23 protein-coding genes and 1 pseudogene are annotated in these 19,116 nt (G+C 37.4%); 4 read left to right on the forward strand and 20 right to left on the reverse strand.

Features of this window, described 5'->3' with window-relative positions; all coding sequences use genetic code 11:
• Positions 1 to 38 precede the first annotated feature (38 nt).
• Together K1I53_RS01695 and K1I53_RS01700 are read right to left on the reverse strand one after the other, a co-directional pair.
• Positions 39 to 458, reverse strand: a complete 420-nt coding sequence (locus K1I53_RS01695) for an EVE domain-containing protein (RefSeq protein WP_223327823.1) — start codon at positions 456 to 458, stop codon at positions 39 to 41.
• Positions 451 to 912 (reverse strand): MarR family winged helix-turn-helix transcriptional regulator, encoded by a 462-nt coding sequence (locus K1I53_RS01700; RefSeq protein ID WP_223327824.1) that lies wholly within the window; start codon positions 910 to 912, stop codon positions 451 to 453. The genes K1I53_RS01695 and K1I53_RS01700 overlap by 8 nt, the downstream gene beginning before the upstream one ends.
• Before the next feature lie 146 nt (positions 913 to 1,058).
• Here K1I53_RS01700 and K1I53_RS01705 point away from each other — a divergent pair, with 146 nt between their 5' ends.
• The 3 genes from K1I53_RS01705 to K1I53_RS01715 all read left to right on the forward strand — a co-directional run bounded on the left by K1I53_RS01705 (position 1,059) and on the right by K1I53_RS01715 (position 3,682).
• A complete protein-coding gene (locus K1I53_RS01705; RefSeq protein WP_223327825.1) occupies positions 1,059 to 1,868 on the forward strand; it encodes a Cof-type HAD-IIB family hydrolase in 810 nt (269 codons plus the stop codon).
• A 142-nt stretch (positions 1,869 to 2,010) separates the two neighbouring features.
• Positions 2,011 to 2,919, forward strand: a complete 909-nt coding sequence (locus K1I53_RS01710; protein WP_223327826.1) for an ATP-binding cassette domain-containing protein — start codon at positions 2,011 to 2,013, stop codon at positions 2,917 to 2,919.
• 10 nt (positions 2,920 to 2,929) lie between these two features.
• Complete coding sequence (locus K1I53_RS01715; protein ID WP_223327828.1) at positions 2,930 to 3,682, forward strand: ABC transporter permease; 753 nt, start codon at positions 2,930 to 2,932, stop codon at positions 3,680 to 3,682.
• Between the two features lie 39 nt (positions 3,683 to 3,721).
• On the opposite strand, the gene K1I53_RS01720 is transcribed toward K1I53_RS01715, so the two are convergent.
• The 12 genes from K1I53_RS01720 to K1I53_RS01775 all read right to left on the reverse strand — a co-directional run bounded on the left by K1I53_RS01720 (position 3,722) and on the right by K1I53_RS01775 (position 12,704).
• Positions 3,722 to 4,600, reverse strand: coding sequence for a sensor histidine kinase (locus K1I53_RS01720; RefSeq protein WP_223327830.1), 879 nt, complete (start codon positions 4,598 to 4,600; stop codon positions 3,722 to 3,724).
• Entirely contained in the window at positions 4,600 to 5,298 is a 699-nt protein-coding gene (locus tag K1I53_RS01725; RefSeq protein ID WP_223327832.1) for a response regulator transcription factor, read from the reverse strand. The genes K1I53_RS01720 and K1I53_RS01725 overlap by 1 nt, the downstream gene beginning before the upstream one ends.
• A gap of 106 nt (positions 5,299 to 5,404) precedes the next feature.
• On the reverse strand, positions 5,405 to 6,142 hold the full coding sequence (locus K1I53_RS01730) for a TraX family protein (protein ID WP_223327834.1): 738 nt from the start codon (positions 6,140 to 6,142) through the stop codon (positions 5,405 to 5,407).
• 139 nt (positions 6,143 to 6,281) lie between these two features.
• Positions 6,282 to 6,593, reverse strand: coding sequence for a hypothetical protein (locus K1I53_RS01735; RefSeq protein ID WP_223327836.1), 312 nt, complete (start codon positions 6,591 to 6,593; stop codon positions 6,282 to 6,284).
• Between the two features lie 105 nt (positions 6,594 to 6,698).
• The gene (locus K1I53_RS01740; RefSeq protein ID WP_223327838.1) at positions 6,699 to 7,718 is read right to left on the reverse strand and encodes a hypothetical protein; all 1,020 of its coding nucleotides are present in this window, start codon (positions 7,716 to 7,718) and stop codon (positions 6,699 to 6,701) included.
• A 565-nt stretch (positions 7,719 to 8,283) separates the two neighbouring features.
• A complete protein-coding gene (locus K1I53_RS01745) occupies positions 8,284 to 8,739 on the reverse strand; it encodes a hypothetical protein (protein ID WP_223327840.1) in 456 nt (151 codons plus the stop codon).
• Between the two features lie 47 nt (positions 8,740 to 8,786).
• Complete coding sequence (locus K1I53_RS01750; protein WP_223327842.1) at positions 8,787 to 9,347, reverse strand: hypothetical protein; 561 nt, start codon at positions 9,345 to 9,347, stop codon at positions 8,787 to 8,789.
• 28 nt (positions 9,348 to 9,375) lie between these two features.
• Positions 9,376 to 9,735 (reverse strand): hypothetical protein, encoded by a 360-nt coding sequence (locus K1I53_RS01755; protein WP_223327844.1) that lies wholly within the window; start codon positions 9,733 to 9,735, stop codon positions 9,376 to 9,378.
• Positions 9,736 to 9,883: 148 nt separating this feature from the next.
• The gene (locus K1I53_RS01760; protein WP_223327845.1) at positions 9,884 to 10,735 is read right to left on the reverse strand and encodes a CbrC family protein; all 852 of its coding nucleotides are present in this window, start codon (positions 10,733 to 10,735) and stop codon (positions 9,884 to 9,886) included.
• Positions 10,736 to 10,771: 36 nt separating this feature from the next.
• Entirely contained in the window at positions 10,772 to 11,158 is a 387-nt protein-coding gene (locus K1I53_RS01765) for a hypothetical protein (RefSeq protein WP_223327848.1), read from the reverse strand.
• Between the two features lie 274 nt (positions 11,159 to 11,432).
• Complete coding sequence (locus K1I53_RS01770; RefSeq protein ID WP_223327850.1) at positions 11,433 to 12,161, reverse strand: HEAT repeat domain-containing protein; 729 nt, start codon at positions 12,159 to 12,161, stop codon at positions 11,433 to 11,435.
• A 48-nt stretch (positions 12,162 to 12,209) separates the two neighbouring features.
• On the reverse strand, positions 12,210 to 12,704 hold the full coding sequence (locus K1I53_RS01775; RefSeq protein WP_223327852.1) for a YfbM family protein: 495 nt from the start codon (positions 12,702 to 12,704) through the stop codon (positions 12,210 to 12,212).
• 168 nt (positions 12,705 to 12,872) lie between these two features.
• Between K1I53_RS01775 and K1I53_RS01780 the strand changes: the two genes are divergently transcribed.
• Positions 12,873 to 13,895: a hypothetical protein gene (locus K1I53_RS01780; protein WP_223327853.1), complete on the forward strand. Its 1,023-nt coding sequence runs from the start codon at positions 12,873 to 12,875 to the stop codon at positions 13,893 to 13,895.
• 8 nt (positions 13,896 to 13,903) lie between these two features.
• Here the strand turns inward: K1I53_RS01780 and K1I53_RS01785 are convergent, their stop codons facing one another.
• From K1I53_RS01785 to K1I53_RS01810, 6 genes and pseudogenes are all read right to left on the reverse strand, one after another.
• The gene (locus tag K1I53_RS01785; RefSeq protein WP_223327855.1) at positions 13,904 to 15,058 is read right to left on the reverse strand and encodes a hypothetical protein; all 1,155 of its coding nucleotides are present in this window, start codon (positions 15,056 to 15,058) and stop codon (positions 13,904 to 13,906) included.
• 263 nt (positions 15,059 to 15,321) lie between these two features.
• Positions 15,322 to 15,648 carry a hypothetical protein gene (locus tag K1I53_RS01790; RefSeq protein ID WP_223327856.1) on the reverse strand — a complete coding sequence of 109 codons (327 nt, stop codon included), beginning with the start codon at positions 15,646 to 15,648 and terminating at the stop codon, positions 15,322 to 15,324.
• Positions 15,649 to 15,717: 69 nt separating this feature from the next.
• Positions 15,718 to 16,272 (reverse strand): DUF6892 domain-containing protein, encoded by a 555-nt coding sequence (locus tag K1I53_RS01795; RefSeq protein WP_223327858.1) that lies wholly within the window; start codon positions 16,270 to 16,272, stop codon positions 15,718 to 15,720.
• A 12-nt stretch (positions 16,273 to 16,284) separates the two neighbouring features.
• Positions 16,285 to 16,503, reverse strand: a pseudogene (locus K1I53_RS01800) (hypothetical protein); the annotation flags it as partial.
• Positions 16,504 to 16,665: 162 nt separating this feature from the next.
• Positions 16,666 to 18,405 (reverse strand): glycoside hydrolase family 13 protein, encoded by a 1,740-nt coding sequence (locus K1I53_RS01805; RefSeq protein ID WP_223328423.1) that lies wholly within the window; start codon positions 18,403 to 18,405, stop codon positions 16,666 to 16,668.
• 175 nt (positions 18,406 to 18,580) lie between these two features.
• Positions 18,581 to 19,072, reverse strand: coding sequence for a phosphoribosylanthranilate isomerase (locus tag K1I53_RS01810; RefSeq protein ID WP_223327861.1), 492 nt, complete (start codon positions 19,070 to 19,072; stop codon positions 18,581 to 18,583).
• Positions 19,073 to 19,116 lie beyond the last annotated feature (44 nt).

Genomic DNA, 19,116 nt, shown 5'->3' on the forward strand with positions numbered 1-19,116 from the left:
CAAAATTCTTGTTGATAATCATTTAACTAGGAAATCAATCATACTCCATCATCCACTTTCATATGCTGAAAGATATAGAGGAAAAAGTCTTTGGAAACTTCAAAATGCCCATAACGAAGTCGAGAAGTATAGTCTTTCCATTCAGGATGTTGTCTGGCTATTTCTATGGAGCAATCTTTGACTGGTTGATAATACTCGACATTTCGTCTAAAGGGAAAGAATCCTTCAAACTGCTCTACTTGATAGGCTTTGTCATCTATAATTTTACCTACGGCCACAAAAGCCTGTAACTTATCTTGACCGTTCATATCGTATTTTGGACTATAGTATAAAAGGTAGTCTCCTTTTTTCATACGGTTTAAGGGGCCGCCCTTTCCATGACAGACCTGACAAAAATTCCCTTTAACTCCTCTTAAAACATGGTTCTTTGAAACAACTCCAACCCAATATCTAGGCATTTTTATCCTCCAACTCTACTAACAAACGATTAAAAACTTCTCTATCGTTAGATAGTTTTTCAAAAAATTCTTCATCAATCCCTTCTACTAAAGGTAAAGCTTGATTGACCTTCTCCGCGCCAGACTTCGTCACTGAGACCAGTTTTGCCCGACTATCCTTTGGATGTTGATCTCGTCCAATGTAGTCTTTCTTCTCCAGTAGCCTAACAATCTGGGAAACCGTCATAACATCCATACCGGTGAACCGAGCTATATCAACTTGCGTTACATATTCCTCTCTATTAGACAAAAACAAGAGCGAGGTTAAAACGATAAATTGAGGCAAAGTGAGACCAACTGATTTCAAGACTCTTTTTAAGTTGCTTTCCCACTTGTTGTAGACTTTGATGAAAAGAAGACCTGTAGACTCTGTTTCATCATTTTTGTAAATTGAATTAAAGTGATACTTTGACATTTTTTCTCCTTAAATATTAAGTATACATATTATATAAGAATTTATTTTCTTTTTCAAGAAAAGGAAAGACAAATGTTACTATTCTGTCGGACATTTCATAGTCTATATGCTATAATAAAAGCAAAACACCTAGAAAAGGAAGTCTTATGATTAAACTACTAGCCTTGGATATGGACGGAACCCTCCTCAATGAAGCCAAGGAAATCCCGCAAGCCCACATCACTGCCATTCACCAAGCCATTGAAAAAGGTGTCAAACTGGTTCTCTGTACAGGTCGCCCGCTTTTCGGTGTCCTTCCCTACTATAAAAAACTAGGACTGGACCTTCAGAATGAGTATGTCATCGTCAATAACGGTTGTTCAACCCATCAGACCAGTGACTGGAGTCTAGTTGACTGGCAAGAACTCAGTCCAGCTGACATTGAATACCTCTATGACCTAGCAGAAAAAAGCGACGTCCAGTTGACTCTTTTTGATGAGGAACATTATTTTGTCCTCGGTGGCAAGCCAAATGAAATTGTTCAAAATGATTCCAAGCTAGTCTTTTCAAACCTGACTGAAATTTCCCTTGAAGAAGCGACTAGTGGCAAGTATCGGATGTTCCAAGGCATGTTTTTGGGAACAAAAGAGCAAACAGACGATTTTGAGCAGCGGTTTGCTGAGGAGCTCTGCCAACGATTCAGTGGAGTTCGTTCGCAGCCTGTCATTTATGAAGCCATGCCGCTTGGAACGACAAAGGCTACTGCTCTTTCTCGACTAGCTGCGATTTTGAAGATCGAGCCCTCAGAAATCATGGCTATGGGTGATGCCAATAACGATATCGAAATGCTCCAGTTTGCAGGACTTGGTATTGCTATGGGAAATGCCAGCGAACATGTCAAATCTCTTGCAAACGACGTTACAGCTAGCAACGAAGAAGACGGCGTTGCGCGTGCGATTGAGAAGTATATTTTATAATTGAGAAGCCCAGTTCATGTCAACTGGGTTTTGTTTCTTTTAAGAATTACAAAACTTTAGAAACTCTTTAGAATTACTTGATGTTTCTTTGATTTCTATACCTTATACTAAAGTTAGAAAAACAAATCAAAAGGAGAAAATCATGAAAACAGTACTCGAAATTCATGGACTGACCAAACAATTTGGTAAACAAGCTATTCTTCAAGACCTTAGTCTAACCATAAAAGAGGGAGATATTTATGGTCTAATTGGAAAAAATGGAGCAGGTAAAACTACTCTTATTAAAATCATTACGCAATTATTGTTTGCGGACAAAGGTACAGTTTCCCTCTTTTCTAGCCAAGAAGAAAATGAGTGGACAAAGGCTTTATCTCGAGTGGGTTCTGTTATTGAATCACCTGTAGCTCATAATCACTTAACGGCTTATCAAAACCTTAAATATTATTGTATGATTCGTCATATTCCAAATGCTGATAAGGTAATTCATGAGACCTTGGACTATGTTGGGTTGTCAGATACAGGAAAAAAAGTCTTTCGTGATTTCTCACTAGGAATGAAACAACGACTTGGCATCGCCATTGCCCTCCTATCCAAACCTGATTTCCTGATTCTTGATGAACCCATTAATGGCCTCGACCCAATTGGAATCAAAGAATTTCGCCTCATGATCCAGCGACTCAATCAGGAGAAAGGAATAACCATTCTCATCTCTAGTCATATATTATCAGAACTCTATCTCCTAGCTAATCGCTTTGGAATTTTGGACCAAGGTAAGATTATCCGTGAAATCAGTAAAGCTGAGTTTGAAACACTGAGTGAGGATTATATTGTACTTAAAACAAGCGATAAAGAAAGAGCTTGTCAGGTATTGAAAGAACAAATCCAGCTCCAGTTTAAGGTTGTCAATCCTGACAATGAAATTCATATCTTTGGTAATGAACAAGATGTCAAACAGATTCTCAAGCAACTAACTTTGGCAGATGTTGCTATTGATGAGATTTACTTTGCCCGTCAAAACCTAGAAGAATACTTCACCCAATTGGTAGAATAGGAGAAAAATCATGATACATACCATTCAAGCAGATTTTTACCGTCTTTTCCGCTCCAAAGGATTCTGGATTACAGAATGCGTTCTCTTTGTACTTATGTTATTGGGTGCTACTATTGGCGCTACAGGACATCTAATGGCAGTAAATACAACACCACCAGAGACTCCAACCCATGGTTGGGACGGCGTTCAAGCTCTTATCAACACGTCTAGCAATGGTTCAAACCTCGTTTTTCTCTGCATTGTTCTAGCATGTCTAGTTCTTGGAGTTGATCTAATCGGCAAGCTCTATAAAAATAGTTTGACAGTTGGCGTTTCTCGTACAGAGTTTTTCTTCGCTAAATCCTTTGTACTAGCAAGCATCGCTCTCTTGCAACTCATCGCCAGCCTTGTGATTGCCTTTATTCCCTCAACTCTACTAAACGGACTTGGTACGATGCCTGATGGTTTTATTACAAACCTCCTCTTAACGATTTCCCTCCAATTTCTCTGCCTCCTCGCTTGGCTTTCGATTGTTTCCTTTATTCTCTATGTGACTCATTCTTATCTTGCCACATTTATTGGCTATCTAGTTACCTCTATCATCCTTTCTACGCCAATGCTTATCTTTCCAAATATCGAAATTTTACGATATTTAAACTTAAATTTTGCCTATGCCATGACTGCTGATAGTCAGTCTGTACTCTATATCATCACGGTTTGCGTAGTTGTCATACTTCTCTTCTCTTTCAGTGGACTGACTGTTTTCAAGAAGAAAAGCTTATAAAAAGGACCTCCTCTAAGCTTATAGAGGAGGTTTCTTCTGTTAAAAATAAATAAAGACCGAAAACCATTCTCCATCAGTGGCTAGCTTCATATCCGCTCCAAGAAGATGAACTAATTCCTCAGTAATATAGAGACCTAAACCAGAGGATTCTTCAGTATCCGACATATTTTCAGAATAAAAACGATTGCTGAGATTATCTATATTCTTGATAGGTTTTTTGACAAGATTATCAATTTCCAAAACAAGCCTCTTTTCTTCCTTTTTCAAAGAAAGTCGAGCCTTCTCCTTGCCGTGCTTGAGAACATTTCCAAGGAGGTTTTGTATAATTCGATCAAGCAAGTCCTCATCAGTCATCGTTTTCAATCCTGGTTCAACATTAAAATCAAGAGCAATATGTGAAGATTGAAAAACGTCGTAATAGGATAATGTCTTTTTCGTTATAAAAGTTGATAAATCAAGCTCTTCCAGTTTCGGTTTGACTGCTCCTTCCATCAAATGACGGTATTCGAGGAGAGCCTCCAAACGTTTGGAAACCAAATCAAGATGATGGGCTATTTTGCTTAAGGTTTCTGAACTATTATCGGGGTGTTTTATTAGTTGCTGAGTATATCCTGATGCGATTGTCAAAGGTGTCCGAATATCATGAGCAATGTTACTGATTGCCATATCTAGGGTGCGTTTTTCACGCTTCATGATTAGCTGGTTTTGCTCCACTTCTTGAAATAGATTCTCAATTTGGTTATGTAGACGCAAAATGGTCTTTGAAAAGAAATTTACCCCGATCCTCTTCATGCTACCAGAGCGAATCTTTTCTTCGATTTGTCTGCTTAAATCTCTAATTGCTATATGATAGCGAATCAAAGAAATCGCCAAAATAATGTTAGTAAGGAGCAATATTGATATCAAAATGTAATTCATTATTTATCTCCTTTTAATCGGACACCAACTCCCCAAATAGTTTCGATGTATTCGTGATTTGGATCCAGTTGATGCAGTTTTTTACGGAGATTGCTTAGATGGGTGTTGAGCGTATTGTCTCCAGAAAGGTAACTTTCTTCCCAAATCAATTCATAGAGTTCTTCCTTGGTGAAGATCTTTTTAGGATGCTGGAGCAACATTTGGAGAATCTGGCACTCTTTCTTTGCAAGGCGAATGATTTCAGTAGAGTTGCTTATTTCAAAACTATCCGCATCAAACTGGATATTTTTAAAATTTTGTACGAGGTTATCAATTTCTCTTCGATCTTCTGACTGATGTTCACCACTTTGGCGTAATTGCACGGTGACTCTGGCAAAGACTTCGTCCAAATCAAAAGGTTTTACTACATAATCATTGGCACCGTCTAGTAGATATTGGCTGATGAGCTTTTTATCACCTAAAGCAGTAAGCATGATGACCGGAGTCTGACTAGTTTGTCGAATAGCTTGCAAGACTTGGTCGCCATTTTTTCCAGGGAGCATGATATCTAGCAAAACGAGATCAATGCCACCTTTGTCAAATTGCATTATACCTTCTGTACCAGAAAATGCTTGAATCACCTCGTGTTCCTCTGTAAGAAGGGTTCTTAAGATTTCCTGGATTTCATTATTATCTTCAATTACAAGTATGCTCGCCATAAACCTCGTCCTTTCTAAAACTATTATAACATGTTTTGTTAGGAATTCCAGATACAGAAAAGCTCCTCTCACATTTTAAGCAAGAAGGAGCTAATGAATATTGAATCTACTTAAGCAAATAAGCAATCAGGGTAATAATCCATAAATGAGCTGGGTAGAAAATATAAAAGAAATATTTACTCCAACTGGTTTCTTTTCCTCGCTGTCCATTATACAAGGCCATAAAAGGAAAGACGGTGATAAAGAGCCAGTCAGAATTGAAAAGCATCATTTCCAAGGTTTGGTACCAAGTATCATAGGTATGGATAGAAGTCAATAATAGGAAGGCCCAAAGGAGAGTATAGAGGAGATTTCGCAATCCCTTGCGATTCCGACAAGAGTAACTAATCAAGAGAAATGGTAGCACGGTGATACCACCCTCAGTAAAAAGACAACCGAAAATCAAAAGCCCAGCAACTCCAATTCGTCGCCACAACCTCTCTTTTTTATCCAATTCTTTTCTGGGAAAACCAACCCAAAGCATGGTGACACCGATGGCTAGAGTAAAGAAAATATTATTAGTAACCATTACACCCTTAGAGGCAAACAGAGTATTGAGAAGGCTATTTCCAGCAAACATGATAAGCGCCCAACTCCAGAGACGGATGAGGTAGTTTTTCAAGTTTCGAGTATGGATAAATCCTTCCATAGCCATATAGGCAAACCAAACTCCCACACAACGGGTCAAGGCGTGAAAGATACCTTCCCACAAAGGAGAAACGATTCCGGTAATATGCGGAATATGGTCTAGAACCATTACTGCCGCCATCAGATACTTCAACTGCGTCGCATTCCATTTTTTCATAATAAACCTCTTTCTTTTTGATCTACATAGAGTATAGCATATATTTCCACGTATAATCGTACACCCATCTTACATTTAAAAAGCCTATCTTACATTTTTGTAAGACAGGCTTATAGAAACTGATTTTTATAAAAGAATATTATTTGATTTTATGCTTATTCATTTTCTCTTGGAAAATATCAGTAATGATTTTGCGCAATTTTTCTCGTTCCTTCTCAGGAATCTCACCACTTCTTTTCGCAATAGCATAAAGTTCTGGATGTTCGATAGAAATTCGCTTTATTGTCCGAGTTGTTGCGTGTTTTCGCACGAAAAAGGGAATGCGTTTGATCCATTCCTGAGGCACTAGGGCAAGGATTTTCGCAGCGGTTTCCTTATCGCTAATTTCAGATGTTGTCAGTCCCTGCTTTATCATGTCCTGTTCTTTTTTAGTAAAATCTTTTAATTCCATGATTCTTCTCCTAGTTGGTAAATGACTCTATGATAGATTATATACTAATCCTGACCAAAGTACAAATAGAATAACATCAAAAAAACTTAGTAGATCTTTATTTCACTAATCATCACGCGCTACTTCTCCAACTAGCTCAAAATCTATCATATGGTAGTTCTCATCCAAGCGAATTAAGGAGAAATACTCATTCCAAAACAGGTGGTCACTGTGACTTTTCCACTGGATACCATACCATAGTTGGGTCGAATCGACAGGATGTGCAGGCGGAACTGACCATAATTTATCACCAAAGGTTGTTCGCATAGCTCCTTCTTCAATTCTAGTCAGTAAATCTACACCATTCAGCTTATAGGAGATAGCTTTTGATTTTGCTGCTTTGATACGATCTTCATCTAGCTTAAATTGGATAATTTTACAGTCCTCTAAGGCGGTTTCTTTTGTTTCATCTCCGTATAAGGCAATACTTCCAAGGATTAAACCATCTTTGCCAAGAAGATAGGGAGCATACGACACAGCATTGCTATCTCGACGGAAGCCTTTCTTGATAAAAATACTCTTATCAGCCTGATATTTTTTGATTTTCCCCGAAGAAATATTCGCTTCATAATCATCGCCAAAGCTATCCTCCCCCCTGATATAGATGTCAAAACCTTCTTTCAGAAGATCACTCACACTTGTTTGTGTTAGCGTGATCGACTTGTCATCTATCATCAATTCTGGAGCTTTGGGTGGCAATCCTATCTGACCGTAGGCTATCATAAGAAATAAAGCCACCATAAAAGAAACCACAAGTGCGATCATCGCTTTTCCCGTGCGTTTTCTAGCATTAAAAAGTGCCATAATCGGTGGTAGAATGACAATTCTAGCCAAGATAGCATTACCAGTTCCACCCCTACTCATTATTTGCACTACAAAAACGCCAGCAATCGCAATCATCGACAAATAAACCAAAAGCTCGCCAAGCCCCATCTTATCTGTACGAGTTTGCTCATTTACTGGCTCGTCTAAGACGGATTTCCCATTCACTACCAGCCTTTTGAGGAAGAAATACATTCCAAGTCCAATCCCCAAAAACGCTAGTCCAAGAAAAGCCAGTGATCCGATTGCAATCATTCTGTCCATCTTTTTTCTCCTTAGTTGATACATTCAGCCTTTATTTTCTTTTTTAAAGTTCTATTCGCAATCAGTAGCACGAGTAAAAGAAAGGGGATCCCATTAAGAACAAATATGGGGAAGGCCTTAATAGCAATCCATAAAATCGTCCCTTTTTTCTCAATCCAACTACTCCCCCAATCACCATTGATCAATGGAAATAGTGATTCTATGTAGCCTTGGTACCATCGGAAGAATGGATTTTGGGAGCAATTCGCATTCAGCCAGATAATTATCAAACAAAACAGAATCAAGTAGACCAGACCGACAAATACACTAATCCGTCTGGTGGTCTTTGTCGCCTGTTGACAGATTCTTTCTTTGGCCTCCTGATTGATCCTTTCCAAAGCACTATTCTTACAAGTTTCCTTTTCAAATCTGTAGAGTAGATACCGATAGAGGTAATCCTTTCGCATATCGCCTTTCATATAAAACCTCGTCTAAAGTTTGGAGAACGAATTAAAAATCTTCTAATTCAAGGAATTGCAGTCTAGATAATTTGTGATTATTGGTGAAGGGAACATAGGGACCTTGTTCAGAGCATATCGACATACCATGTTTTTTCACCGCCAAATCCATAGAATTTCTCATCAATCAACCATTTGCCATCAATCAACCTAAGCACAAACTTATGTTTCATTTCCAAAGCTTCTTCATAGTATAGTATTACCGTTGCCAGATCCCTTTTTCGCATGGTAAACCAAACGGAAAAATTCTCGCCTCGTAAATATGAATACTCACTTGGATGGCCATAGGAGTTCCTAGCCCCTTTTGATAAGAGTTTCTCGCTGACACAGCCATCAAGGAGAACCAGATAGCGTTGATGGTATTCGTCCATCAGTTCCTTCCATTCGGGATGAATCTGATGTGAAGGTATCTTGAGTAGCCTTTTTTCAGCATCGAGTTCCTTGTTGCGTTCATAGATTTCTTCTTCCAAAAAGGTTAATTTCTGTAATAATTCCAATAATGGAGGTAAAAGTTCATCTACCATTTTTTTGTATTTTTCTGGGGTGCTTTTTAACGTCAGTTCCATTATTTCTAACCTCGATATTCATGTACCAGTTCTGCTAATTCTCTATCAGACAGACTACCATCAGTATAGAGTTTTTTCAACAACTTATCATCAAATTCAAAAGAATAATATTCTGTCACAAATTCTTTGAACCTATCGTATGTATCAAAGGTGTATCCCAATAACCAAGTTCCGCCATTATTATTCTCAATGTTATTTTGATGAATGGTACCATCATACCAGATACAAAATGTTGTTTCTTCTCTTTCTTTTAAAGTTAAAAGATTCAGCCATTTTTCATCAATACCTTCATAAATCCTGTCGATAATGTTCTGATTCCATTGGTCAGCTGCAAACTGATTGAGACTATTTTCATGATCATATCCCTTTATCAAGACCACTTCTTCTGTAAAAATCACATCCAAAGAATCCCCAGCACCGTTATCAATGCTGTATTGGCTACTGAAGTCCGTTACTTTCTTTCGTATCAATCTCAAATAGTCTTTTGAAGGATCTGTTAAATAATCATCCAAAACATACAAGGCCTCAAGGCTTTTTTGCATATTGTCCCGGTCTAAGTGCTTCATATCTCACCTTTTCTACCCATCTTTTCCATTACTTGCTAAAATCGCAATTCTTATAGCGAGAAGAGACAAAGCCTGAAATCGAAATCTGAGGAATATTCCACTCATTAGCTAGGTAAATTCTACACTCAATTTCATCTCCTTTAGGAGTCCTTGCAATAAATTCGTATCTTCCTAATTCTTCATTGTTTCTATTTCTTTCAATCCTTTCGAAATAGCTTTCTTTAAAAAACTTCTGAAACGCTTCCCAAATCAGCTCAACCTCATTAAGCGATAATTCGACTTTTAGACCATATCCCAAACCAACCTTACATCTCATCTTTCGACCCGTTTTATCAGCTTTGCAAGTTTTTACGCTTCCTTTATTATGAATCCAATCAATACTATCCAATTGATTGATCTTACTAGCTAATAAGTCTTTGAACCCAGTCATTTGTCCTAGAAAATACTTAGATGCAATCTAAAAAATCTCTAAATTCTCCAATGCCATCATCCTCTCTTATAATTTGAACCTTTCTTGGCCAGTTTACAATAGTTTCCTAATCCGCATCTACCCAGAGATGATATTTTTTACAGTCAAGACATCTGAATAGATAGCCACAAACGGAACCATCTTTTACAAGATAATCTTCTACATCTGCAAACTCATCGCGCGCGTGGTATTCTGCTAAGACTTCATCAGCAATATCCATTGCTTTCAACTCCCGAGTTCCTACCGTTCCCAAGTAGGCACAGTAATCATCACAGCATGAGAGCCAATATTCTCCCTGCCAGCTTGGGTATCCTGGTGTTTGGTAGAAAAGAATATTGTTTTTCTCTTCATCTGGCTCTCCAGTCCATTCTGCTCCCTGAACAAATTCTGCATCAAATTTTTTAGCTGCTTCCCCATTTGCGATACACATCGGACAGAGATAGTCTACATCATCTATACAGTAAGGACGCATAGCATAATAAACTCTTGATTTTTTACCACAGCAAGGACAGATTTGTTCTTCTCCCTCCACAAAGGCATCTGTAGCCAGTAGATCAGGATGATAACGAAAATACGGTAAATCTTTCAAACATTCCTGTCTCTCAGCTTCTTCTACCACTGTTAGTGGACGTGGCAAAGCGAAATCATCCCCACGATTATTACTCAACTCTTGTAAAGTGGCAAATTTCTTCAGTTGTTTTCGGTCTGCTTTATCAAAGATATTCGAAAACACTCTAAAAGCACTCTCCATCATACCAAGTTTTTGATACACATCCACCAATACCTTCTTCGCCTCTATCTCCTCAATCTCAGAGAGTCTATCTGCAAATTGATAGAGAGCTAAAACGCTTGATTTGTCACCATCCTGAAGATTGAAATCCTCTTTTAAACGTATCCATTCTGTTAGGTATTCTTTCATTTTTTTACCTCATTTTAAACTTTCATTTTTAGGTGGTTAGTAAATTTCATAAATAACCTCTTTATTAGCCTGAAACTGTTTATCGAATTTCACTAGCAGGTAAAGTGGCCCAGCCGGAGAGTCACCTGCATCATATCCTAGAGCAAATTCGCCATAAGAACCGTTTTTATCAAAGATTAGCTCAGTTAATTCCAGTTCTGAAATAGCTTCATCAGGCCAGTTATCTTGAATAACCTTTTGAGCTTTTTTATCTAGCTGCTCCAAGTCTCTGTAGAGCCTAGACATCAAATCACCCGATAACAAGAGTAGATCCTGTTCACAATAGCCTGTAAAATGAATATTTATGGTTTTATTAAGACATCGCCCTAGAAAATTGATCTCCGAATCATTATTTTCCCAGTTTCTTCCCTTCCATAATGCCAATAAATCTTTTTTATCTCATGCCATCCTCGATTAATATTGGATCTTGGAACCCTTTATATATAAAACACTTCTCGTCTTTCTTCTATTATACCACTTAAAAGACAAAAGCCTGTAGTTTCAGTGTACTGCAGGCTTACTATGTAGAAAGAAACAATGATGACCACAACATTCATACATTTCAGGTGATGATATTGATAATATGTTTCTTTGTAGTTTTAGAGCTACAGAAACTTATCTATCAAATAACTCTCGAATGTTTCTATATAATTGATCCCTAATGCTTACTTAGAAATCTAATAGCAGATTTTTTGGCCTTTTCTATTTTTTCAAGGTTCATATTTTCTACCGCAGAAGATGATATCCATCTCTTGCCAAATAATAGTTGAGCTGCTTCTATCATCAAACCACAAGCATAAGGATCTTTTTCTTCGGTAATAGCTTGAATAAAACTGGACTTTGCTTTTTTGGATATAATTTCTGCTTTTACCCTATGAAAGGACAGTTGCATGAGACTTGTCGCAGACCATGCACGACAAAGAGCATCTCCATCACCTAGCATTTGTCTTGTCAAAAGACCAATTTCTTTTTCTGTTCCTACCCAACCTAAAGCTATGACCACCTTTTGACGAAAAATAGTATTCTTTATATCTAAAAGTGAAATGAGAATAGGAATCAGTTGGTCACAAAGCGACCAATAAAAATCTCGATACTTTGATTTAGAAAGGATTTCTGCTATAAGATACGCAGTCAATACACTTTGTTTTTCCTCTTTAACTTCATCCAACTGTTCAAATAAAAACTCTAATCCCTCTCTTCCATGTTTATCAAAGCTACCTTCTAAATGCAGGTTTCTACCTTCATTCCAATCTTTGCAAATCAGTTCATAATGATATGCGATTTCTTGGGAACTACCCAAATTAGCTACAAATTTGATTCTTTTACCAGAAGGAAAGCTTTCATTTTCCAAGTCAAGATATGCTTTTTGTAAATCTTCTTTATCCATTTTTTGCCTCAAGCTATTTTATTCTTTTAGAAACGTTTGATAAACCTTTTAACAAATAGTGACCATGACATTACCATTGAGCTCTAAAATCTTCTTGTAAAAATCTTTCATTGCTTGGAAATACTCGCAGATTTCTTCTTCAATTTCTTCCTCTTCGTCATCATAATCCCAAATATCAGGATAAAGATCTGCATTTTTACAAGCTTGCATACTAAAATGCGCCATGGCTTTTTCAATATCAAAGTTTTCAAAAGCTGAACAAATCTCTACTACTTTTGATTTTTCTGTATAAGCAATATATTCCGTAACATTTTCAAAGGGTACCACACCCAAAACAGCAACGCTCAAAGGATCATTTCCACTAGGATTTGAAGTACCAACACCTGTAAGCACAAAATGAAGAACATCCCACATTTTATCTATGTCAAGTAGAAGCCCTGCTTCCTCTACTATCTCAAATTGATCATCTTCTTCAGCATTAAAACTTTTCATTTGATGTAAATACTGATCATTGATATATCTATAATTAGCAATCATTCCCATTTGTTTTTCCTCCAAAATTTCTATGTTGAATGACATTTTTATATAAGCTCAATTTCGCCCAGGTTTAGTTTTTGCCTGATTTATTGTATCCTCAGATGTTTTCCCTATAAAGTGTTATAATAAAGGTGTATCCAAAATGCGGATTATAGTTTAAAAAGGAGAATAGCGATGGGCTTTTTTATATTTGCTTTGACTTTTTATTTTATTTTTTTCCTATTCTTAGTCTGTACGATTTATCTCTATTTTAAACTGGCGAGTGCCGTTAGAGCCGGCGAAGAAGTTCCTAAGTGGATGTATCAGTTTGGACAAGGTTTTCAAGGACGCTACCATGTTGAATATGAAGATATCACTAATAGGGACGCTCTCAAGGAAGTAAACCTATTTATTTTCTATTTTGTTCTGGCTAATATCCTCACTCTAGTGGCACTGTATGTTAAAATGGACAATTTTTCAGCAGCCCTTTATACGTGTTTAAAGGCTCAATTTGAAATTTTTGTAGCAAGTATGCTGTTTAGAAACCTTATCAACTTAATGTTATTTATAGTAAAGCGACCAAGGAAAAACCATCACCACTATTCATCATCCAATGCGGTTTTTGGTGCTGTCTTTTTGACCGTTTTCAACTTTACTTTTTGCATCTTCATTACTGGCTTTCCCGCTCAACCTATTCCAGTTCAAATCGACAAGACCAGTGTGGTGGTCGGAGAAACAAGAGCTTCAGAACTACTGGACCAGGGGTTCAGCTTTACTGGAAAAAATCCTGAGAGCGAGATTGTGAACAAGCGCAATGACCACTTCTACTATGGAGAACTGCTTGAAATAGTCCGAGATGGTAAATCTTACGGTCTTATGAGCATTACACCAAAGTGGAAAGACACTGATAAGCTCGCGAACTGCGTGGTTACATACTATGAAATCTCAGCAGACAGCCCGCAACTATCCCAAGTTAAAATCAACGGTCAAGACCTCTCCAAACTCACAATCAATGACTTTAAAACGAGAAACTTAACAGATATCTTTTCACTAAAACCTGCTGATGCTAAAGAAGTGAAGCACGATACCTACTTCAGTCTGAGACTGCAAACTGCCGACTATGTACTATGGAACAGCTATCAATTTGTGGCGAATTTCAATAGTGACCAGTCCCCCAATCAATACGGAGTAAGAGCCCAGCATACAATCTGGGAGTGAGAAAATCCCTACTCCCGATAGGATAATGTAACGCTGTCTATCTCTTTGAAATAGGTCTTCATCTTAAATAAAACTCTTATATTTTTATAGGGAACTCCGTCGCTCTCCTCTTCACTAGTGGAGGGTCTTTTTGTTCCAAGCATATCATATAAATCAGCGGTTAATTCTTTTCTTTTATCAAATTCAAAATAGACATCCCCAATATACATACTTGCCGGATCAGAGATGACAGCCTTCATCAACGTTCCCTCTAAAACGGAACATTCCTTATCACTTAGATTTTTGACCTGCACTGTAACTTTTGTATAATACTCCAGACTATTATCATTATAGTCTTTGGACAATATATAGTTTTCGCTATTTTCTCCAGGTTGCAACTTGATCTTTTGAAGTTCTTCTACTGTGGTAGATGATAATTCGAAATGCTTATATAAGCAATCATCGAGTGTATCGCTTCCTAGTACAAAGGAGGTCGTGTTTACTACAAATACAAATCCCTTTGAATTCTCAGGGTGTGTTCGTAGTTGGGGTTCCAATTCTTGACGAATTTCCTCAAAAGGTCTTATGTTTAATTTCCCATTTTCTGCATTGCAAACTTGTCGATAAATACTGGTATCGATTGACCCATCAAGATCCCTCCTCGAGCTCTTTAATCGAATACCATTGATATCCATTCGTACCCCGAAACAATCAGTTTCTACTAAAATAGGATACTTCAGGCTAGTATAGTTGATAAAGTCCAACATCTTGTCATAGGATTCTTTTAGTTGATCTAAATTTGTTACTTCTGTAGAATAGACAAAATTTACAGGATGCAGATAGGAAAGGACATCATCACCTAGATTATGATTTTCCTTATATTCCGCAAGAGCTCTTGTGCAGAATGTTTCTTCAAAATCAGAATGAATAAAAGGTGATCCCATTGCTAGCCAATCATGGGACACACTACAAGTAAAGGGAATATTTGGATAACCCTTCAATGTCACAAACCAATAATAGGGATGCCTGGGATCTTCTTTCATCTCATAAGCATTTTCTCCATAGACCTTATTGAGATATCGAACTAGTCGCTCTTTTTCTTCTTTATGCGAGGTACAGGCACTTAGTAGAAAGGCGCCAACTATAATAATAAATAGACAGGAAATTTTTTTAAATAGTTTCATTTTTTCCCCTTCTTTGCTATCTAATCAATATTTTCTACGATAAAGGGACTTTTATAAGTTGAATTCTTTGACTTGCTTCCTTCTAATGATAGTATGAGTGGATAATAAATTCTTCACTTCTTCAACACTAGATCGACTATTTAAATTCGAGTAAGTTACACCAGATTGAGTAAAAATTGTATTTTTTCACACTTTTCTCTTGTAATTAACTGTAACTCACCGCACTCTAGCATCTACAACCTCTGCGATATAAAATACTCTCATCAAATAAATTTGCTCAAATCGTCAAATGAATAATCTTTATAGATTTGATTTGGTTTAAGTACAGAATCAGTTGTAACAGGCAAGTTTTCCAGTAATGTTTCCGCATTTAGTCCTTGTGGTAAGGAAATCAATTCTCCAGCCATGTTTTCCTGTCTATGCGCAGTAAATAGAAACTCCCCTTTTTCCCAATCTATTGCAAAATCATTCATCACTTCAGATTTGGATATGTCTAACAATTCTTCCTGCTGTGCTATAAAGTTTTCATAGATGAATTCATAAAGTGCTTCTTTATCTATTTTCACAACTCTAAGTGTGTTGGCATCCATTGATTTTCATACTCCTTTTAAAGCGTGACCCAATTATTGTTTTAACATGAACTGTCTTGATAACTAAAATTATAATAGCTCTACTTCAACACCAGCCGCATCAAAGATTTCTTTCACGCTATCAAAATTGCTACTTAAAATAGTTGCTTCTTTCAAGTTTGGAAATTGTTGCAGTTCGGATAAACTGAGCTCATTTAAATCAAATGTTCCATCTTCTCCATCCCATTGCGGAATGATATTCATATAAATCTCATTTCCACCATCCATGTAAATTTCTTTGACCTCTTCAGCATATTTCTTAGGAATAGATAAGGCTTCAAAATACTCAAGAGCCGGTCTTATAACTTCCATGCTTTCAGTATCAATCTCTTCTGTACTGTATCGATCAGCAAAATCATATATATCAAAGGATGGTTTCAATACTTGTAAATCGTACATTAAGACCTGAATCACGGCCAATTTAAAATTCAAATGATCAAAATGGAGGATTTGTTCAGAATCCACTTTTGCTTCATCATTTTCTAAATCAAGTTTCTTTTCAGAAACAGCCTGATTTTCTTTAGCCTTGTCATGTGACTCCTGATTGAACCGCTTGTTTCTTTTTCGCTTAAAAAAATTAAACATGATTTCTCCTCACTAAGTTTCATCTAAATAAATTTTTACTTTGAGGTATTCCTTGTCTTTAGCATCGGCAAAGACCTCAGAGTTTCGAATATAGTCAAAGATATACTCATCAAGATCTTTGTCCCATATAGACTCACTAAACTCTGCATTCTCACTAGTCGGCTTATAGAAAATATCTAAATGGACTTGATAAAATTCTTCATCGTCATTAGGAACTTGTCGAACCATGGACGTTTAGTCAGTGATCTTTTCTTTTAAAGATTGGACTAGATGGTTCATCGTTCTCTTTTTTCTAAGGGTTTGCCTTTGGTATTTCCTTTATTATACTACATAAATAGAAAAAAGACTGGAACGAATGGTTGCCCATCATTACAGTCTTTTTGATTACATTTTTTATTGAATCACAAATCCTTTAGGCAATATCACCAGTTGCTGTTCCAATTCTTGGCAATGACTGGCTAACGCTACAGCATCACTATCTACAAGATAATTTTCAGTTGATTGGTTAAAAATAGCTTGGAGTTTTTGTCCATCATAATTCCATTCGAGAGCTAGCACGTCCGGCTTGATTTCTTTCAGGCTATATGTTCCATGTTGGATAATGTCTGAAACACTCTTGCGAATCTGAATCAATTTCTTCATGAAATTAAGCATGTCATTGCTGTCGGAAACACGTTCCCAAGGCATAACGCGACGACAATCTGGATCTGGTCCTCCGTCTAATTCTAGCTCGGTTCCATAGTAGAAACACGGTGTTCCCCTTTGTAAAAAGAGGCAGGCTAGGGCAGACTTAACCAGTTGGACATCTCCCTTGGCTGTAGCCAAAATACGCTCCGTATCATGCGAATCCAAGAGATTGAACATCACTTCCGAAATTTGCTGTCTATAGTACATAGACTGGCTATTGATCTCATCGATAAATTGATGGGACTTCTTGACCCCACGCAAGAAATAATCCTTGATACTGTCAGAGAGAGGATAGTTCATAACTGCGTGGAACTCATCGCCATTTAGCCAAGGCTGAGAAGTGTGCCAGACCTCTCCAAGAATATAAAGGTCAGGTTTTTTAGCCAAGACAGCCTTACGGAAATCTCGCCAAAATTGGTGGTCGACTTCATTGGCCACATCCAGGCGCCAAGCATCGATATCAAACTCTTCAATCCAGTAGGTGGCAACGCTCAACAAATAGTCTCTTACTTGAGGATTTGCCGTATTGAGCTTAGGCATATAGCTTTCAAAGGCAAAGGTGTGGTAGGATAGTTCTCTTTTATTAACAAGATTTTCTTTAACGACTGGAAAGTCTTGAATATGGAACCAGTCTTTATAAACAGAATCTTCACCATGCTTGAGAACATCCTGCCACTGTGGCGATTGGTCACCGATATGGTTGAAAACAGCGTCCAGCATGATTTTCATGCCTCTCTGATGGGCCTCATCCACCAGTTTACGAAAGGTTTCCTTATCTCCAAAATGACGATCAATTTCGAAATAATCCGTTGTATTGTACTTGTGATTGCTTGGGGATTCAAAAATCGGACAGAGATAAAGACCTGTAATCCCCAAGTCCTGCAAGTAATCCAGATGGTCAATAATTCCTTGTAAATCCCCACCAAAGAAATCGCTCGTCTTCGGTTTGATTGACGAATCCCAAGCTAGAGCTCCTTCTGGCGAAAGAGCAGGATTGCCGTTGGCAAAGCGTTCTGGGAAAATCTGATACCAAACCGTCCTTGAAACCCAGTCAGGTACATGACAAGCATCAATTTCATGAATATAAGGAAGCTTAAAGCCATTCCCCTCGTAATGAAGATTTTCGAGTGTGTTTTCAACACACCCCTTATCGCCGTATAAGATTCTCCGACCTTGCTTATCCTTGAGTTCAAAGAGATACTGGAGTCGGGCATAGCCAACTGTAACTTCCACTTGCCAGTAATCAAATATGGCATCGGAGGTGACTTTGGTCATCTCCTTGATTACTTCATAACGGTCCTCTATAAAGATAAAAGGATCTCCATAATGCAAGTTGATACTTTCAATATCATCTTTCTTGGTCCGGATACGAATGTGCATTGTCTGATCCTTATAAAGATAAGCATACTCCGACTCTGGTCTATGGTAAATAGCTGTTAATTCCATTGTTTTGTCTCCTGATTTACTTTCATTCATCTGCGACGCAAACGTTTTCATAATCATAACTCCAGTATACTACTTTAAAATTTTATTTGCAAGGCTCGTTTGTATTTTCCAATAGTTTGTTTATGAAAATAAAAAAGCAGTAAATCTCACAACTTACTACTTTTTAAATGATGATTTACAAATGTCTTTCCAGCCAATCAATCTTCTTAAAATCTTTATTGCTATTTTGATTGTTTCGATAGGAGTCATGAGAAGAAGCTTTGTAAATACTTAGATACTGTGCCAGACTTGGAACACGAAAAGTGATGTTTTCAAGATGAATAAGCTCTATATCCGATTCCGAAACTCCTGCAAAATCAGGTAAGGAATCGATACTTCCAAATTCAACACTCAAGCCATCTTTTTGGAATTCATGCTCATGAATATCTATTAAAGTGTAGCCTAAGTGGTTCATCACTTTCATTATCTTGTCCCAGTCATAAATTCTGAGATGATCAGGCGCATCCCAGCCTCTAGGATCTCCAGAGACATGAATGTCAATGTCAGACGGCTCCCAATCTTCATTTGAACGGTATTCAAACCCCAAAGACCCCATAAGCGTCGGTGTAATTCCGACTTGGTTTAAATGAGAACAAATTGTTCGGAATTCATCAAATAGAGAATTCATCCCTCCTCCAATCCTTGATATAAAAATTTATTTCTCAATGAAAG

Origin of the sequence: Streptococcus oralis, assembly GCF_019929365.1 — a bacterium.
GTDB classification, from domain to species: domain Bacteria; phylum Bacillota; class Bacilli; order Lactobacillales; family Streptococcaceae; genus Streptococcus; species Streptococcus oralis_BT.

What these genes read in the sequence shown, in the direction of transcription:
- K1I53_RS01770 (WP_223327850.1), bottom strand. Translation starts at nt 12,161, where the DNA reads ATGGATAAAGAAGATTTACAAAAAGCATATCTTGACTTGGAAAATGAA.
- K1I53_RS01700 (WP_223327824.1), bottom strand. Translation starts at nt 912, where the DNA reads ATGTCAAAGTATCACTTTAATTCAATTTACAAAAATGATGAAACAGAG.
- K1I53_RS01695 (WP_223327823.1), bottom strand. Translation starts at nt 458, where the DNA reads ATGCCTAGATATTGGGTTGGAGTTGTTTCAAAGAACCATGTTTTAAGA.
- K1I53_RS01715 (WP_223327828.1), top strand. Translation starts at nt 2,930, where the DNA reads ATGATACATACCATTCAAGCAGATTTTTACCGTCTTTTCCGCTCCAAA.
- K1I53_RS01760 (WP_223327845.1), bottom strand. Translation starts at nt 10,735, where the DNA reads ATGAAAGAATACCTAACAGAATGGATACGTTTAAAAGAGGATTTCAAT.
- K1I53_RS01785 (WP_223327855.1), bottom strand. Translation starts at nt 15,058, where the DNA reads ATGAAACTATTTAAAAAAATTTCCTGTCTATTTATTATTATAGTTGGC.
- K1I53_RS01810 (WP_223327861.1), bottom strand. Translation starts at nt 19,072, where the DNA reads ATGAATTCTCTATTTGATGAATTCCGAACAATTTGTTCTCATTTAAAC.
- K1I53_RS01805 (WP_223328423.1), bottom strand. Translation starts at nt 18,405, where the DNA reads ATGGAATTAACAGCTATTTACCATAGACCAGAGTCGGAGTATGCTTAT.
- K1I53_RS01780 (WP_223327853.1), top strand. Translation starts at nt 12,873, where the DNA reads ATGGGCTTTTTTATATTTGCTTTGACTTTTTATTTTATTTTTTTCCTA.
- K1I53_RS01790 (WP_223327856.1), bottom strand. Translation starts at nt 15,648, where the DNA reads ATGGATGCCAACACACTTAGAGTTGTGAAAATAGATAAAGAAGCACTT.
- K1I53_RS01775 (WP_223327852.1), bottom strand. Translation starts at nt 12,704, where the DNA reads ATGGGAATGATTGCTAATTATAGATATATCAATGATCAGTATTTACAT.
- K1I53_RS01740 (WP_223327838.1), bottom strand. Translation starts at nt 7,718, where the DNA reads ATGGACAGAATGATTGCAATCGGATCACTGGCTTTTCTTGGACTAGCG.
- K1I53_RS01730 (WP_223327834.1), bottom strand. Translation starts at nt 6,142, where the DNA reads ATGAAAAAATGGAATGCGACGCAGTTGAAGTATCTGATGGCGGCAGTA.
- K1I53_RS01725 (WP_223327832.1), bottom strand. Translation starts at nt 5,298, where the DNA reads ATGGCGAGCATACTTGTAATTGAAGATAATAATGAAATCCAGGAAATC.
- K1I53_RS01795 (WP_223327858.1), bottom strand. Translation starts at nt 16,272, where the DNA reads ATGTTTAATTTTTTTAAGCGAAAAAGAAACAAGCGGTTCAATCAGGAG.
- K1I53_RS01745 (WP_223327840.1), bottom strand. Translation starts at nt 8,739, where the DNA reads ATGGTAGATGAACTTTTACCTCCATTATTGGAATTATTACAGAAATTA.
- K1I53_RS01705 (WP_223327825.1), top strand. Translation starts at nt 1,059, where the DNA reads ATGATTAAACTACTAGCCTTGGATATGGACGGAACCCTCCTCAATGAA.
- K1I53_RS01735 (WP_223327836.1), bottom strand. Translation starts at nt 6,593, where the DNA reads ATGGAATTAAAAGATTTTACTAAAAAAGAACAGGACATGATAAAGCAG.
- K1I53_RS01720 (WP_223327830.1), bottom strand. Translation starts at nt 4,600, where the DNA reads ATGAATTACATTTTGATATCAATATTGCTCCTTACTAACATTATTTTG.
- K1I53_RS01710 (WP_223327826.1), top strand. Translation starts at nt 2,011, where the DNA reads ATGAAAACAGTACTCGAAATTCATGGACTGACCAAACAATTTGGTAAA.
- K1I53_RS01750 (WP_223327842.1), bottom strand. Translation starts at nt 9,347, where the DNA reads ATGAAGCACTTAGACCGGGACAATATGCAAAAAAGCCTTGAGGCCTTG.